18 protein-coding genes are annotated in these 16,226 nt (G+C 56.6%); 10 read left to right on the forward strand and 8 right to left on the reverse strand.

The features are described from left to right. Window positions 1–148: 148 nt before the first annotated feature. The 4 genes from IEV54_RS14995 (at window position 149) to bfr (ending at window position 5,240) form a co-directional block, all read left to right on the forward strand. Window positions 149–1,198, forward strand: a complete 1,050-nt coding sequence (locus IEV54_RS14995; RefSeq protein ID WP_188434476.1) for an efflux RND transporter periplasmic adaptor subunit — start codon at window positions 149–151, stop codon at window positions 1,196–1,198. Window positions 1,199–1,202: 4 nt separating this feature from the next. Then, window positions 1,203–4,349 (forward strand): efflux RND transporter permease subunit, encoded by a 3,147-nt coding sequence (locus IEV54_RS15000; RefSeq protein ID WP_150278898.1) that lies wholly within the window; start codon window positions 1,203–1,205, stop codon window positions 4,347–4,349. 70 nt (window positions 4,350–4,419) lie between these two features. Continuing rightward, window positions 4,420–4,632, forward strand: a complete 213-nt coding sequence (locus IEV54_RS17450) for a bacterioferritin-associated ferredoxin (RefSeq protein ID WP_150278897.1) — start codon at window positions 4,420–4,422, stop codon at window positions 4,630–4,632. Window positions 4,633–4,775: 143 nt separating this feature from the next. After that, window positions 4,776–5,240, forward strand: coding sequence for a bacterioferritin (gene bfr / locus IEV54_RS15010; protein WP_150278896.1), 465 nt, complete (start codon window positions 4,776–4,778; stop codon window positions 5,238–5,240). Between the two features lie 48 nt (window positions 5,241–5,288). Here bfr and IEV54_RS15015 read toward each other — a convergent pair whose 3' ends face one another. Continuing rightward, window positions 5,289–5,924, reverse strand: coding sequence for a LysE family transporter (locus IEV54_RS15015; RefSeq protein WP_150278895.1), 636 nt, complete (start codon window positions 5,922–5,924; stop codon window positions 5,289–5,291). A 205-nt stretch (window positions 5,925–6,129) separates the two neighbouring features. Between IEV54_RS15015 and IEV54_RS15020 the strand changes: the two genes are divergently transcribed. The 5 genes from IEV54_RS15020 (at window position 6,130) to IEV54_RS15040 (ending at window position 9,590) form a co-directional block, all read left to right on the forward strand. Beyond that, a complete protein-coding gene (locus tag IEV54_RS15020) occupies window positions 6,130–6,411 on the forward strand; it encodes a hypothetical protein (protein ID WP_150278894.1) in 282 nt (93 codons plus the stop codon). A gap of 130 nt (window positions 6,412–6,541) precedes the next feature. Further along, window positions 6,542–7,075 (forward strand): Sir2 family NAD-dependent protein deacetylase, encoded by a 534-nt coding sequence (locus tag IEV54_RS15025; protein ID WP_150278893.1) that lies wholly within the window; start codon window positions 6,542–6,544, stop codon window positions 7,073–7,075. Window positions 7,076–7,354: 279 nt separating this feature from the next. Next, on the forward strand, window positions 7,355–7,774 hold the full coding sequence (locus IEV54_RS15030) for an HPF/RaiA family ribosome-associated protein (RefSeq protein ID WP_150279004.1): 420 nt from the start codon (window positions 7,355–7,357) through the stop codon (window positions 7,772–7,774). 264 nt (window positions 7,775–8,038) lie between these two features. Then, the gene (locus IEV54_RS15035) at window positions 8,039–9,214 is read left to right on the forward strand and encodes a saccharopine dehydrogenase family protein (protein WP_150278892.1); all 1,176 of its coding nucleotides are present in this window, start codon (window positions 8,039–8,041) and stop codon (window positions 9,212–9,214) included. Between the two features lie 46 nt (window positions 9,215–9,260). Then, window positions 9,261–9,590: a hypothetical protein gene (locus IEV54_RS15040; RefSeq protein ID WP_150278891.1), complete on the forward strand. Its 330-nt coding sequence runs from the start codon at window positions 9,261–9,263 to the stop codon at window positions 9,588–9,590. On the opposite strand, the gene IEV54_RS15045 is transcribed toward IEV54_RS15040, so the two are convergent. The 7 genes from IEV54_RS15045 to IEV54_RS15075 form a co-directional block, all read right to left on the reverse strand. After that, entirely contained in the window at window positions 9,587–10,336 is a 750-nt protein-coding gene (locus tag IEV54_RS15045) for a J domain-containing protein (RefSeq protein ID WP_150278890.1), read from the reverse strand. The two genes, IEV54_RS15040 and IEV54_RS15045, sit on opposite strands and share 4 nt — an antisense overlap. A gap of 40 nt (window positions 10,337–10,376) precedes the next feature. Then, window positions 10,377–11,072, reverse strand: coding sequence for a VWA domain-containing protein (locus IEV54_RS15050; protein ID WP_150278889.1), 696 nt, complete (start codon window positions 11,070–11,072; stop codon window positions 10,377–10,379). Window positions 11,073–11,138: 66 nt separating this feature from the next. Next, window positions 11,139–11,867 carry a DsbA family protein gene (locus tag IEV54_RS15055; protein WP_150278888.1) on the reverse strand — a complete coding sequence of 243 codons (729 nt, stop codon included), beginning with the start codon at window positions 11,865–11,867 and terminating at the stop codon, window positions 11,139–11,141. 43 nt (window positions 11,868–11,910) lie between these two features. Next, complete coding sequence (locus IEV54_RS15060; protein WP_268235155.1) at window positions 11,911–12,642, reverse strand: competence/damage-inducible protein A; 732 nt, start codon at window positions 12,640–12,642, stop codon at window positions 11,911–11,913. Next, the gene (locus IEV54_RS15065; protein WP_150278886.1) at window positions 12,639–13,256 is read right to left on the reverse strand and encodes a TPM domain-containing protein; all 618 of its coding nucleotides are present in this window, start codon (window positions 13,254–13,256) and stop codon (window positions 12,639–12,641) included. Before IEV54_RS15065 ends, IEV54_RS15060 begins: the two co-directional genes overlap by 4 nt. A gap of 19 nt (window positions 13,257–13,275) precedes the next feature. Beyond that, complete coding sequence (locus IEV54_RS15070) at window positions 13,276–14,043, reverse strand: TPM domain-containing protein (protein ID WP_150278885.1); 768 nt, start codon at window positions 14,041–14,043, stop codon at window positions 13,276–13,278. Then, window positions 14,040–14,648, reverse strand: coding sequence for a LemA family protein (locus tag IEV54_RS15075; protein ID WP_150278884.1), 609 nt, complete (start codon window positions 14,646–14,648; stop codon window positions 14,040–14,042). Before IEV54_RS15075 ends, IEV54_RS15070 begins: the two co-directional genes overlap by 4 nt. Before the next feature lie 285 nt (window positions 14,649–14,933). Here IEV54_RS15075 and rhlE1 point away from each other — a divergent pair, with 285 nt between their 5' ends. After that, window positions 14,934–16,196 (forward strand): RNA helicase RhlE1, encoded by a 1,263-nt coding sequence (gene rhlE1, locus IEV54_RS15080; protein WP_150278883.1) that lies wholly within the window; start codon window positions 14,934–14,936, stop codon window positions 16,194–16,196. The last annotated feature ends 30 nt before the right edge of the window (window positions 16,197–16,226 follow it).

Consider the following 16,226-nt stretch of genomic DNA (forward strand, 5'->3'; position numbering starts at 1 on the left):
CCGGACCCCCGTGGTTGCGCAGTCCGGATGCACGTGTATCCTGAATTTTCGATCTGTAACGGGCTGTTTATTCATGAAACTGAAGGTAGGCGCAGTACCCAGAACCTGGTTATCTTTCATTGTCCTAGCCTGCGTTACAGGCAGCTCCATGTTTTCGGTTGCTATTGCCCAGGAGGCCGAACGTGCGGCACGCGTAGAGACCGACCTCGCGCGCGAAAATGAACTAATCAATGAAGTCCCGCTGACCGGATCTCTATCCGCAGCCCGAGTTGCCACCCTCTCCGCCGAGGTAGCAGGACTGGTAAGCAGCCTCAACGTTGACATAGGTGACCAGCTTGATGCCGGCGATACGCTGCTTGAACTCAACCCTGAACTGGCTGAAATAGCCTTGCAAAGGGCACGGGCAGCAGCAGCCAGCGCTAGGGAGCAGCTGGATGACAGTGAGCGCCGGTTATCTGAAGCTCAGGCACTGGCTGCGAGCAACAGCATTGCAGCGAGCGAAATACGTACCCGACAGTCGCAGGCCGAGGTCGGGCGAGCCGCTCTGGGCGTAGCACAGGCCGAGATCCGCCAACGTGAAGCCGAGCTGCGTCGCCACCGGGTTACGGTACCCTTCGCCGGAACCCTCAGCCAGAAATTGGTAGAAGTCGGAGAGTGGGTTGACCCAGGCACAGGCCTTCTGCAAATCATTTCCTCGGAACCACTGCGCGCCGACTTCCAGGTGCCCCAGCGCTTTTATCCAATGATCGGAATCGAGACTACTGTCAGTTTGCGCTTTGACGCCTACCCGGACCAGAGTTTCTCCGGACAGGTAGCACACAAGGTCCCCCAGAGCAGTGACAGTGCCCGCACGTTTCTTCTACGGGTTATGCTCGATGAAAATGACAGCCCACCCATGCTGATCGCCGGCATGTCAGTGAATGCCACCATGAGTCTGGCCAGTGGCACACGAGGCGTAGTTATCAATCGGGATGCATTATTGCGCTACCCGGATGGGCGGGTCACCGCCTGGGTTGTGGAGCGTGATGAAACTGGCAATACAGCCAAGGTCCGCGAGCGTCAGGTACAACCCGGTCTGAGCTTTGATGGCCAGATCGAGATCACATCTGGCCTGGAGGCAGGTCAGGAAGTGGTCACGCGGGGCAATGAGGCATTACGCGAAGATCAGCAGGTAAACATCATCGATTCGGGGCGCTGAGGCCATGTTCGAGCAGATAGTTCGACACGGTATTCTAGTGACTGTCAGTGTACTCATTGTATGCGTGCTGGGGATAATCGCAGCGCTGCGCATACCAGTGCAGATGATCCCTGATCTGGAAACCCGGACCATCACGGTACAAACCAGTTGGTCAGGCGCGACCCCGCAGGATATTGAAAAGGAGATTTTGATCGAGCAGGAGGAATTTCTGCGCAACATCCCCTATCTCGAAGAGATTACCTCCAGCGCCAATACCGGCTCCGCTGAGATCGAACTGGATTTCCCCTTCGCCGTAGACATCACCGAAACCCTCATAAGGGTAAACAACGCCCTTACCCAGGTGCCCTCCTACCCTGAAAATGTCGATGAGCCCAGAGTAACGGCCACTTCATTCTCGGCCAACGCGTTCATGTATTTCTACGTGGCGCCGCTGCCCGGTAACCCGCGCAATCTCGACATGGACATGATGCGCGACTACATCGAGGACAACGTCCGTACACGCATGTCCAGCGTTCCCGATGTTGCTCAGATCGAGGTTCGTGGCGGCGCACAGCGGCAGATCCAGATACGCCTGGACCCCGATCAACTTTCCGCTCGCGATCTCACCCTGAGTGAAGTACGCAGCGCAATCGCCGAGCGCAACCAGGATGTGTCCGCGGGCGAAATCAACAGTGGCAAGCGGCGCTACCTGTTGCGCACCGTTGGCCGCTTCGCAGATCTGGACGATATGCGCACAATGGTAATCAAGCGCGATGGAGACAGCGTGGTACGGCTGGGTGAAATCGCCCAGATCAGCCTCGATCATTTCCAGATCCGCGACCGCTCCTTCGTCAATGGTGATCCGGTCATCAGTCTCTCCGTGCGACGCCAAAGCGGTTCAAACGTCATACAGATCAAGGAAGCGATGCTGGAGGAAGTAGACCTTATCAACAAGGAGCTGCTCAACCCGGCGGGTATGCGCCTGCAGCTCTCTGCCGATGACGTCGTTTATGTAGAAGCGTCGATTTTCAATGTCTGGAAAAACCTGATACTCGGCGCATTGCTGTCGACCCTCATCATGTATGTATTCCTGCGCTCGTTCCGCGCCACCCTGCTGGGCGTACTGGGCATACCGATCTGCACCATTGCGGCCTTTCTGGGCCTGATGCTGTTCGGCCGTACCGTTAATGTCATATCCCTGGCCGGGGTGGCGTTTGCCATCGGCATGACGCTGGATAACAGCATTGTGGTACTGGAAAGCATAGAGCTGGAACGCCGCCGCGGGCTTGATCGGCTGCGCGCCGCCATTGTCGGGGTGCAGAAGGTCTGGCCGGCCGTGCTGGCTTCCTCCCTTACAACCGTCATGGTATTTCTACCTGTTGTCTTCATCACTGAAGAAGCGGGCCAGCTCTACTCGGACGTAGCAATTGCCATTGCCGCTTCAATCCTTGTATCGATGCTGGTGGCCGTCACTGTGGTGCCCACCCTCAGCGCCCGACTTGAGCTGAAGGACAGCTCCCTGGATGGAGGTGGCCGCGAGCGGGTACGCAAGAAAGTAGTGAACGCCCTTGGATGGTTGATCGAAACCGCCCCGCGGCGCTTGGGCTGCATGGTTGTAACTCTGGGGAGCAGTCTGGCTATCGTCCTGCTCTTGACGCCTCCAGCCGAGTATCTACCCGAGGGCGAAGAACCCAAGACCTTCGCCTCAATGAACGCACCCCCGGGTTACAACCTGGAAACCATGCAAGGCTATGCCGATGAACTGCAGGCCTATTTCCTGCCCTTTATGGATGATGAACCCGGAGAATATCAACGCGGAGAAACAGACGTACCCGCAATGGCATACATCAACATGGGCGTCACCCCTCAGGGTATCCGCATCATTACCCAGTCCAAGGACCCGGCGGACATACGCGACCTGATGGACGCACTGGAACGCAAATATGAGAGCTATCCAGGCATGCGCGCCTTCGCTGCACGTGGCTCGATTATCAGCAGCAATGATGGCGGCACGCGTAGCGTCAATCTGGACATCTCCGGGCCTGATCTGGCCACCCTGTATGAAGTCGCTCAGGCCGCCTACAGTCGTGCCGAGGACGTTTTCGACAACCCGCGTATTCAGTCTCAACCTTCGAGTCTGGCCCTCGCGCAACCACTGCTGCAGGTAAAGCCGGATTTCGACCGTGCAGCTGATGTCGGCATGACCACCGAGGACATCGGTTTTGCCGTCGCTGTGTTGACCGATGGCGCATTCGTAAACGAGTTCTTCCTCGAAGACGACAAGATCGATATGTACCTGTACAACCAACAGGGCCCCAACGCCACACTGGAGACACTCGACAATATCGCTGTACATACGCCTGCAGGGGAAACCCTTCTGCTTTCCGAACTGGTAACCATCGAAGAGACAGTCGATACCAGTACGGTTCGACGCAAGGACGGCCGGCGCACCATCACCCTGAACATTATCCCGCCGCGTTCGGTAGCACTGGAGACCGGGGTGGCCACCGTGCAGGAAGACGTAGTCGGTTACCTTCAGGAGAACGGGCAGATACCCAACGGCGTGACGCTGACCATTTCCGGCGCGGCAGATCAACTGGATGCCACTCGCGACTCATTGACCGACAACTATTTAGTGGCACTGGTCATCGTCTACCTGCTGATGGTGGCCATATTCAGTCACTGGGGCTATCCGCTGCTGATCATGCTCACCATCCCCCTGGGGTTTGCTGGCGGCATTGCCGGGCTGGCGGTGCTCAATCTGATTGGTGAAATCATGCAGACGTTGGGACTTGGCTCGCTAAGCCAACCCTTCGATATGATCTCGATGCTGGGTTTTCTGATTCTCATGGGCACAGTAGTCAACAACCCCATTCTGATCGTCGACAGGTCCACGCGTAACGTGCAGGACGAGGGCATGAATCCGGTTGAAGCGGTACGTGAGGCAGTCGAATCACGCCTGCGTCCGATAGCAATATCAAGCATCACGACCATCTGCGGCCTGGCCCCTCTGGTGTTTCTGCCTGGCGCCGGGAGTGAACTCTACCGGGGTGTGGGTGTGATCGTCATGGCCGGCATTATCGGTGCCACTCTGGTTACCCTGACCATGTTGCCGGCGCTTACTGTGATGGTGTTGAAGTGGCAGGAGCGGCAGGCAGGAAGATCAACATGATACTTGTTTGACAATCATTCTCGTTAGCATTAGCATGCAAAACATAGCGATTATTTATGGGATCGATGCCATGTACGTATGTCTTTGCAAGGGTGTGACCGACAAGCAGATTCGTAACGCGATCAATGAAGGCGCCTGCAGCATGCGTGATTTGCGTGACACACTGGATGTGGCTAACCAATGCGGTAAATGTGGTCGCGACTGCAAATCCCTGTTGAATGAATCAAGTCTTGCCGGTGCAGCTTCTGGATCCATGAATACATCCCAATTTGTCGCGGCCTGAGTCGCGCAGCTTCTCCCCCCACAGCACAGATCCGGGTCGGCCACCTGGCCGGCTGATAATTCCCCGCCCCTACTGCGCGATCAATTGACAGCCCCCACCCCGCACTCCAAACTCACCGATTGAACGCATTCGAGGGCAGGGTCATGCAAGGCGATAAAAAAGTAATTCAGCAGCTCAATACCATTCTCGGCTACGAACTGGTCGCCATTAACCAGTATTTTTTGCATGCGCGCATGCTGCAGGACTGGGGCCTGGGAAAGATGGGCGAGCGCGAATACCACGAATCCATTGATGTAATGAAACACGCCGACAAACTGGTCAAGCGCATTCTCTTCCTTGAAGGTCTGCCCAATCTACAGGATCTCGGTAAATTGCTGATCGGCGAAGACGTACCGGAAATTCTGCAATCGGACCTCAAGCTGGAAATGAGAACCCTGCCCGATCTGCGGTCGGCTATTGCCTACTGTGAAACTGCGGGGGATTACGGCAGCCGTGAAGTTCTTGAAGACATTCTTGAATCCCAGGAAGAGCACGTTGACTGGCTGGAAACCCAGCTGAGCCTGATCAATAGCATCGGCCTTGAGAACTTCTTGCAATCGCAGATGTAAGAGCTGATAAAAGTTGGCAGTGCCACGCACCCGGGCTTTTGCCCGGGCCTATATACTGCTGGCGCGCCGCACGGTCGTCAGTAACGCCGCAGCGCCACCGAAGAGTCCGGCAAAAACACGGTTGAGCATGCGCTGCTGGCGTGGGGAACTGAGTACTCGCAACACCCTTGAAGCAAGACCGGTATAGCCTGCCATGACGATCAGATCGACAACAACCATTGTGGCTGCCATCACCAGATACTGGGTAACCATCGGCGCTGCGGGATTGATGAATTGGGGCAGAACTGCGAGCATGAAAACCACGGCCTTGGGGTTGCTGGCATTGATAAGAAACCCACGAAACATCAGTGCCAGAGGCTGCCCTACGGAACGAACCCGCGCTTGAGCACTCATATCCACCGGTGGTGAGCGCCATTGGCGTATGGCCAGAAACAAGAGATAGGCAACGCCAAACCACTTGATCAGTCTGAATGCCGTTTCCGAAGTCGCCAGTAGCGCGCCAACCCCTGCCGCCACAACCCCTATCTGCAGCAAAAGCCCGAACTGAAGCCCTATCGCCGTCCAGTAGCCCCTTCCAAAACCGTAGTTCAGACCGCTGGAAAGCGAAGCAATAGCACCAGCGCCTGGCGATAAACTGATAATCCAGCACGCCACCAGAAAAGCCAGCCAGGTTTCCATGCTCATGTGATTCTCTCGCTATATTCTAAAAACGAGTATGCCCTGCCACGCATCTTGAGTGTGTAGCTTTTCGTCGATTTCATCCGTGTACAAAATCATGTCAATTCAGAACAACGGAACTCCAGATGTCATTGTCTGTCAATTTTTGTGAAGGCCGAGCGGCAAAGGTGTTCTATCCCTTACCGCAAAATCAACAATGGAGAAGTTTATTATGGTCAACATGAAAATGCTTACAGCCGTAGCAGCCATCGCAACCCTGGGTATCGCAGCGCCTGTGGCAGCCGAGGAAACCACCCCGGCTACCACTATTCATGAAGAGAGCCCGCGTGCCGGTACGGATGTAGGCGTCAGTTCCGACTCTGATGCTGTGAAGAGCAACCGTGGCGAGGCGGATGCAAATGAAGACATGCCCGGCGCGGACGACGCAGTACACAGCAGCGCGTACAAGAAAACCTATCCTGAAGAGCCTGAAGTCGGTGAACTCGACGAGTAAAAGTGTGCGCAGCAAAGAGGGCCTCATCGGCCCTCTTTCTGTCACTGCTTTGCCCCACCGGGTCACACGATGCGCAAATCAAATGATAAGCCAGTAGCCCTAGCCCTGCTATAGGCGTGGCGGAGCCAGCATGAACAAAGAGAATATTGCGGTTTGCTCTTCTTTGCTCAGGCAGGCAGCACACGTTGTCGTGTTTACCGGCGCGGGCGTTTCCGCTGAGAGCGGTATACCTACTTTTCGCGATGCACTAACCGGTTTTTGGGCGCTGCATGATCCTATGGACCTTGCCACACCGGAAGCCTTTGATCGCGATCCTGCGCTAGTGTGGGGCTGGTATGAATGGCGTCGTCGGCAACTGCGTATCACCCAGCCAAATCCGGCCCATGCTGTAATAGCCGGGCTAGCGGAACGAGTGCCACGCCTCACTTTGATTACGCAAAATGTGGATGATCTGCATGAGCGCGCAGGCAGCAGAGACGTTATCCATCTACACGGTGATCTGCATTCTCCCCGTTGCTCGGTATGCGCAGCGGCGTATCAGCTCGGCGCCAATGTGGTGCACATTAATCCTCAACCTGTACGCAGCCAGCACCCTCAGCAACACTCCATCCAGGGGCCTGCCGGTGAAGTGTTACCCAGACTCATGAGCGCCGCGTTCTGCTGACTTGCCTCGAGGCTGATTCGACACTAACTATTGCTGGCAACAATTGACCGAATATCCCGCATGACGTAACGCCATGGATTATTTTGGAAGACAGACGGAATCTTTTCTTTTGCGCCATCGTCCAAAATTCAGAGTCCAGGGTTTCTTGCTGCCGGCAAACAGCTTTCCCTGACCCGCGTCAAAAGGACTGCTCAGAGTAGTTGCCAATCCGTGTTGGCTGCTCTACGGTGGCGATAAGAGCCAAATAATTTAACAGCGGAAAAATGGAACCACACTATGATGCAAGTACTGATTAACAGCCATCAGATTGAAACCGCCAGCGTCTCATTCCAGGAATGGGTCACTGCAGCCGTGGTAAACGAACTGGAGCGATTCGACGATTTTCTGACTCGCGTTGAGGTTCATGTGAGCGACGAGAATGGTAACAAGTCCGGCGCTCGCGACAAGCGTTGCCAGATCGAAATGCGTCCCCGTGGTCACCAGCCTCTTTCAGTGACCAACCATGACGAGTCCCTGGAGCTGGCGGTCAATGGCGCAGCAGAGAAGGCTCGTCATGCCCTAGAGCATTTGATGGGCAAACTGGACGCCCGTGGCAATCCGGCAAAAATGGCTGAAACCTCATTAGATGACGAGGCCGCTCGTGAGAGTCGCGATGCACTGCTGGAAGAAGAATTCCTTGAGAAAGAACAACAGCTCTGATTGCGTTGATCTAATCCTTCAGAAGCCTCAGGAGAGCAGCCAGGCTGCTCTCCACCTCTCCCCAGACATCAAGCATCACCCCTCCCCTGTCAATTTCCATTGTCTATATCCACCAATGGCGCAAAGCGATAGTGCTTCAGCAATGAATCTGATCAGCCTATTGTTGACCTACACAACCAGCACCGCCCGAATCCTCGATACTTGATGGACGTGCGGCCTGGTCTAGGATTGATTCATACACCCATCTCAACAGAGGCAACTGACATGTCAGCGGAAAGAGAACTGGACATCATCGTTTATGGCGCAACCGGCTACACCGGTCGGCTGGTATGCGAGTACCTGAACAAGCAATACGGCGTCAACGGTGAGGTCAAATGGGCGATGGCCGGTCGCAGTCAGAGCAAAATCGATAGCGTACGGGAAGAGATGGGGATACCCGCCGATGTGCCCACCGTGGTCGCAGATGCAAATGAACCCGCTTCAATCAAGAGCATGGTGGAAAAAACCCGGGTGTTACTGACCACCGTGGGGCCTTATCAGCTTTACGGGTCTGATGTGGTTGCTGCATGCGCCAAGGCAGGCACTGACTATGTGGATCTGTGTGGTGAGCCGGCATGGATGCACGAAATGATCGCCAAGCATCAGGATGACGCCAAGGCCAGCGGCGCGCGTATCGTATTTTCCTGCGGCTTCGACTCTGTGCCATTCGACCTGGGCGCATTCTTCCTGCAGGAGAAGGCCAGGGAAAAGTTCGCCACCACCCTGCCCAGGATCAAGGGCCGCGTGCGAGCCATGAAAGGCACCTTCTCCGGCGGTACCCTGGCCAGCTTCAAGGCCACCATGGCAGCAGCATCCAAGAAGCCGGAAATGATGAAAGTGCTGGGTAATCCATTTGCGCTGACTCCAGGCTTTACCGGTGCGGATCAGCCCTCAGGCAACGCTCCCAGCTATGACGAGGACCTTAATAGCTGGTCTGCGCCTTTCGTCATGGCCACGATCAATACCAAGAACATTCATCGCTCCAACTTCCTGCTTGGCCACAAGTATGGCGAAGATTTTGTGTATGACGAGATGATGTTGACCGGACCTGGCGATAAGGGCGAAGCCACCGCCAAGGCGGTAGCCGCGGACAAATCCATGGCCAACGATCCGCGCCAGCCAGGCGAGGGTCCATCAAAGGAAGAACGTGAAAACGGTTACTACGACGTACTCTTTGCCGGCTCCAATGAGCAGGGCGACAGCCTCAGGGTCAGCGTCAAGGGCGACAAGGACCCAGGCTATGGCTCCACATCAAAAATGATCGCCGAGAGCGCTGTGTGTCTGGTGAAAAACCCGAATGCCGCCTCCGGTGGTATCTGGACACCTGCATCAGCCCTTGGCTCGCTGCTGATTGAGCGTCTGCAGAACAACGCTGGTCTGACCTTCCAGGTCGAGGACTGAACATGAATGGCCCCCTGCCTGCAGGGGGCCTGAACTGGAGAATGCATTGCATATAGTCAATGATTACAGCGAAGCGATACCCGTCGAGCGCGCGCTTTACGCTGTCAGATTGCGCGATAACGGCTGGAGTATTGCAGATGGGCCCGGCACACAAATAGTGCTTCCGGAGCAGGTAGCGCAGGCGGGGTACCATATCCCGGTACGGTTTGATAGCTGCGAGGCTGCCAGACAAGCCATTCTGGGCGGTCCTGAGACACCTTTTGATATAAAACCTGACTCTAGATGGGTAACCTATTGCCTGTCTGCCGGCGGCGTATTCTGCAAGGAATACGAGCCTGCCAGTGGGCCGGAAAACTCCTCTAGTCGCTCCGGCTAGTCGACCAGGACGTCCTTTGCCTCGTTGATCAGGGACGCCAGATAAGTACTCCCGCCGCGATCAGGATGCATTTTCTGCATCAAGAGCCGATGCGCCTGAATAACGTCTTCCTGCGTGGCTCCCGCCTCCAGCCCTAGCACCTCCAGAGCCTCGGACTTGGTGAGTGAACCCGCACGGGCTGAGCGCTGACTTCCCTCCCGCCCTTCAGCAGATCCATTAGCTGAGTCATCAGCACGCCAGGAATCGCCGAAGCGCCGATCCAGATAACTTTCCAGCAAGCGGGCTGAGTCATCGTCATTCTGCCTGCAATATTCAAGCAACTCGATGAATTGTTGTTCGCCCAGATCAGCCAGCTGCTGACCGGAAAAAGGACCCTCCAGCACACTGCCGCTCATATCCCCACTGTCATGGTCCAGTGTCATCTCCAGAATCTGACTGGATACCCGGGATTGATTGCCGCTACTCGCCTTGCTGCGGCCGCGCCCCATCCCCGGCAAGCCGAACCCCCGAAATAATCGCCCCAGCAACAGCCCCGGGAGCATACGGCGCAACAATGGAAACAGACCCGCGAGTAACGCCAGTACCAGGTAAAAACGTCCGGTAAGCGCGAGAATGGCAACCACAGCAACGGTGCCGATAATCACCAGTTTGAGAATTGCCGGCTTGCGCTGGGCGGATGGAAGGGAACGCACCCAGAGCCAGCCAGCAACAGCGGCGAACAGACAAAAAAGCAATAATGCAGCCATTAACGCTCCAAAAATGAAAGATCGTATCGCATCATCACGCCTACCGGATCTGCTGCGTGAGACGCCTCACTTCTACGGAGCTTCTATCGGAATGATCTCTCAAGGCTTTGACACCCCCCGAGGCGTACACGGCAACAGCGGCGAGTAACTCCCTGAGCAATTGTGGGCTGCTTCGGTCAAAAGGTGCATAGGCGCCCCCCGAAAGGCTACTGACTTGCCGGAACACCGCCTGCGCATGAGGATCTGCACCCTCCTGGAACATGAAAACCGGTGTTCGCAGCATGCCCAGCTCGCCAGCGGCATGACAGAGTTCGTCAACCGACTCTTCGCAACAGTCACCAATGAATACCACCGCCTTGACCGGCTTTGCACGGGTCTCCTGCAAGGCATGGCGCAACACACGTCCAATCTGGGTGATGCCGCCCAGACAGCGAACGCCATTCATCAGACCGAGCAACTGACTGGTCTTTTCAACAAAGCCTGTGGCTTTGAACTCGCGAAATCCCCGGTAATAGCAAAGCTGGATCGACAAACCGCCCAGGTCCTGCGCCGCACCGAAGAGCTCGCTTTGCAGATCACTGGCCTGATCCCAGGTAGCCTCACGGCTGGCAGTGGCGTCAAGGGCAAAGATAAGTCTGCCCTGCTCGTCCGGGCGTGCAGGCAGAGCGCGTACCTGATTGATGAAGGCGTCGATCGAACTGCGGTCAGAACGCGCTGCAAGCGGTTTATCGGACATACCTGCTAGCCTCGGCTTTATGGACGATGGCCAGCTGCCTGCCGGCCATCGTCCCGATCTGGAGTGTTAGTCCCTGTCGAGCTGCTGCTCGATAACGCCTGAAAGCTGCTCCCAGTTGCTGCGTGTCAACGGGATGTTATCGACGATCACTGTCGGCGTACTGGCGACGCGCAGTTGCTTGGCCACTGCGAGACTGTCCTCTACAGCAGAACGGGTCTGCTCGGTCGAGATACAACGCTCAAAGCGCCCTTCATGCAGCCCCAGCTCCCCGGCATAACCGGCAAATAGTGCCAGTGGATCGTTTGAAGTGCTCCAGGCAGCCTGATTGGTGAACAACGCATCATGCATGCCCCAGTAGGCATCCTGTTCGCCGGCGCAACGGGCCGCAATTGCCGCAGGCATAGCGTTACTGTGCTGAGCCAGGGGCATTTCAAAGAACACCAGACGCACCTTGCCCGAATCAATATAGTCGCTTTTCAGTTGATCAATAACGCCGGAGAAACGCGCGCAGGCCGGGCACTGATAGTCCGCAAACTCACGCACCACAACAGGTGCCTCAGGGTCGCCCAGTTGCACTCCGAATCTGTCTACCTCGGCAGGGAATGCCGGCTGATCCGCGGGCACCGATGGCAATGCGATCGGACCGGTACCTGGAGTGGCCAGATAAAAGGTAGCAGCCAAGGCTGCTGCCACGGCCAGCACAGCGCCGCCCCACACGAGGCCGTTACGGCCTTTCTGCTTGCGCCTCTGGGGGCTCGGCTCCCCTGTTGCCTGACGACGCTTTGACTCACCCATGATCAATTCCTCGGCTACCTGAATATACTCGACAGCTTAACATCTACTTTTCCCGTTGATTCAATAACTCACGCAGCCGGTCCATGCCTGCCACCACCTCCTCAGGCCTGCCCCTGAGACTCAGTTCGACTTCCTGACGGCCTTCGGCGTGGGGCAGGCAGGCCAGACGCAGATGAACGAACTCGGCCAAAAGCTGCTCCATGAGCGGTATCAAAGGGCCCTCGGAAGTATCGGTAAGCACAAGGGTCTGAGTGACTTGCTGGCCCGGGGCTTGCAGACTGGCGTAGTCGTGATCCAGCACCCACTCGACCATCGGCCAGGCCATCCGAGGAAAGCCGGGCACAAAATGATGATCACGTATCGAAAAGCCCGGTATGCGGTTGATCGGGTTGGGGATAATACGAGAACCCGCCGGAAACTCGCCCATGCGCAGGTGGTTGGCGTTAAGCCTGTCACCCAATTGCGCACGGATTTCCTGTTCGGCGGCGGGATGCAGTTCGATATCTACCCGCAGCGCCGCCGCTGCACACTGGCGGGTAAGGTCATCCGGCGTAGCACCTATACCCCCAAAACAGAACACGATATCTCCACGACCAAGGGAATCCTCAAGCGCGCGCGTGATCAGGCCCGGATTATCGCCAACGACGTTGACCCAATCAATTTCCAGCCCACGCTGGGAAAACCGCGGGATCATTGCCGGCAGGTGCGCGTCCTGCTTGCGACCATTGAGCAATTCATCGCCAATCAGGATGAGGCCAACCGTTCGACGATTCAGGGCAGCACCACCAGACGGTTGGACAGTTCGTTGCGGTCGTGCGTGCCTGGCACATGCTGACTCAGTTGTGCTCCGCATGAGTCGATGCAGCTCAGGAAGCCATCCAGTACTTTGCCTTCACGTACCTTGACGGTAAAGGCTTCGACAATGGACTCCCACACCGCGTTATCGATGCGACCGGAAATACCCCGATCAACCAGAATCTCTACATACCGCTCAGCTTCGGAAACAAAAATGAGCATGCCTGTAGCACCATCGGTGTGGTGCAGGTTGAGCTCAATGAATTGTCGCCGCGCGAGGTTGCTCGCTCGCCAATGCCTGACTGATCGCGGGATAAGCCGGGTAATGACCGGCGGCAGCCGAAAGACCAGTGCCAGAATGATAAAAGTCACCCATTGGGCCAGTAGTAACTCTGCCGCACCCAGCCAGCCGGTGACAAGTATCACCAGACCGGGTATCAGCAGAGCAAGCACACCAGCCCAGAGCAACGGAATGTAATGGTAGTCATCGGCGCGGGCAGCAAGCACCGTTACCACCTCGGCGTCGGTCTCAAGTTCGATACGATCGATCGCATCAGCAACCTGCTGTTGTTCGTCTTGCGTAAGAAGAGTCATTGGGAATCCATGATTGAGTTTACCAGCCGCCCGAAGCGCCACCGCCACCAAAGCCGCCACCGCCACCGCCAAAACCGCCTCCCCCACCGCCGCCGCGACCCATGCCACCGAGCAGAGCGCCGGCCAGTATCGCGCTGCCGAAACCTCTGCCACCGCGGCCGCCACGACCACCGAAGGCACCGCGGATCAGCGAGATCACCACGAAAAACAGAATGACGAACAGACCACCGGGAGGGTTGTCATTCTTTTCAGTGACCGGACGACCACTGGCCGTCAAGAGGGGATCGCCGCCCAGAACCTGGACCATCGCCGCACTTCCATCGGCGATGCCCTGTTCAAAATTGCCCTCACGGAAAGCTGGCGTAATGATGCTGTTGATGATGGCTGATGATTGCGCATCCGTCAGTCGACCTTCGAGACCATAACCCACCTCGATACGGATCTTCCGATCATCGCGCGCCACTATCAGCAAGGCGCCGGTATCTTCCTCGGCCTCGCCTATACCCCAGGCTCGGCCGAGTTCCACGCCAAACTCTTCTATGCTGCGACCCTGAAGATCCGGCACAGTCACTACCACCACCTGCTCACCGGTTGCCTGTTCATGAGCAGCAAGCATTTGCGTCAAGCGCGTCTCAGTCTGGGGTCCAACCATTTCAGCCTGATCCACCACGCGGCCGGTCAATTCTGGCAACTCGACCTCGACGGCCGGCACCTGAGCAGTAGCGGCGCAGCTGAACACCAGCAGGGCAAGCAACTGCCAGGGTACGAGAAGTTTGCGCATACTCATTCGAACTGCACTGCCGGCGCCTGTTCTGCGCCCTCAGTGGTGGCTTCAAAGTTTTCGCGTATGGGCATGTCGCTATACATCAGGCTGTGCCAGATGCGACCCGGGAAGGTGCGGATCTCGGTGTTGTACTGCTGCACGGAGGCGATGTAATCGCGCCTTGCTACCGCGATACGGTTCTCGGTGCCTTCCAGCTGCGACTGCAGTGTCAAAAAGTTCTGATTGGATTTGAGATCCGGGTACCGTTCCGAAACAGCCATCAACCGACTGAGCGCCCCCGTCAGCTGAGATTGCGCCTGCTCGAATTGCCGCATCTTGGCCGGGTCGTTCAGGTCCTCGGCGCTGATCTGAATCGATGTTGCCTTGGCCCGAGCCTCGACCACAGCGGTCAGTGTTTCCCGCTCCTGGCGAGCGAAGCCCTTGACCGTCTCGACCAGATTGGGCACAAGGTCTGCGCGTCTCTGGTACTGATTTTCCACCTGCGCCCAGGATGATTTGACCTGCTCATCATAGGTAGGAATGTTGTTTATGCCACACCCCGAAAGCAGGCTGCCGAGCATAAGAACCAGTGCCAGTTGCCAGGTAAATCGTAAATACTGATTGGGCATGTTGTGCTATCCATTACGTTAACGTTTGCTTTTCACCGCGGTGCGCCCGTGAGAATTCACATCACGGCATAAAGAGCAGAACATAAAAGTGAGTAGGTTGAAAGTCGACACAGATAACCCGCAAAGGTTCTATTGAATGGTAGACAATCCCAGCGCGTGCCATAGGTCTGCTTTGAGCGGCCCTCCAGCCATTCGACCCGTCGGTGCCTCCATTATTCGCGGTTGGCTTTCTTCCACAAGCCACGGGTAAACTGCACCGACTCTTTTCTTGCCGGCATTGCATCCATGACGTTCTCCTCCCTGGGTCTGCTCGACCCGATCCTGCGCACACTTGATCGACTGAACTACCGCTCACCAACCGCAGTCCAGACAGCAGCCATTCCAGCCGTGATCAAGGGTCGGGACCTAATGGCCGCGGCGCAGACAGGGACAGGCAAAACCGCCGGCTTTGCCTTACCGGTACTACACAAACTGCTGCAAGAGGGCCCCAGGGTCGCCAGCAACCAGACTCGGGCTCTGATTCTGGTACCCACTCGGGAGCTGGCTGAACAGGTTCTGCAGAGTTTCATGACCTACGGGGATCAGCTGCCGTTGCGCAGCTATGCAGTCTATGGTGGGGTCTCAATCAATCCGCAGATGATGGCATTGCGCAAGGGTGTGGACATATTGGTGGCGACACCCGGTCGCCTGCTGGACCTTTATCGCAAGAACGCGGTGTCTTTCAGCCAGCTACAGATACTGGTCCTGGACGAAGCCGATCGCATGCTCGATCTGGGCTTCGCCGAAGAGCTGCATCAGGTTTTCAGTGCACTGCCGAGCAAGCGTCAGACGCTGCTGTTTTCCGCAACTTTTTCCAATGCTATTCGCATCTTGGGCGAGGATCTGTTGCGCGACCCACTGGTGCTTGATATCAGCCCCAATGAGGTCGCGGCAGTCACCGTCTCGCAGTGTGTTATCCCGGTGGACAAGAAACGTAAGCCTGAACTCTTCATGCACCTGCTATCACAGCGCAAATGGCGTCAGGTACTGGTCTTTGCCAAAACACGCCAGGGAGTGGACCAACTGGTGGATATGCTACAGAGCAATGGCGTTAGTGCCGATGCAATTCACGGCGACAGGCCGCAGCCTGCACGCCTACGCGCCCTCGCCCGCTTCAAGGCTGACGAGGTCCGAGTGCTGGTGGCTACTGACGTCGCGGCACGCGGACTGGACATCAATGACTTGCCCCAGGTCGTCAATCTCGACCTACCTGTGGTCGCCGAGGATTATGTCCACCGAATCGGCCGCACCGGTCGCGCAGGCAGCAACGGCGAAGCCATCTCGCTGGTCAGTGCTGACGAAGTAGAGCAGCTCGCAGCAATCGAAACATTTATCGGCCAGACCTTGCCGCGCAAGGAGGAAGCCGACTTCATTCCCACCCACCGCGTGCCGATAACTACCCCCGGCGGTCAGATTGTCAAAAAGCCGAAGAAACCCAAGAAACCCAAGCCCGCATCGAGCACGCGCAAGGGCAAGATCCATCTGGGCAACTGGTTCGATGAGGGCTGAGCTCGCCTGAGTAGCACAGCTGAAAAACGG

It is taken from the genome of Halopseudomonas salina (assembly GCF_014637955.1).
Classification (GTDB): domain Bacteria; phylum Pseudomonadota; class Gammaproteobacteria; order Pseudomonadales; family Pseudomonadaceae; genus Halopseudomonas; species Halopseudomonas salina.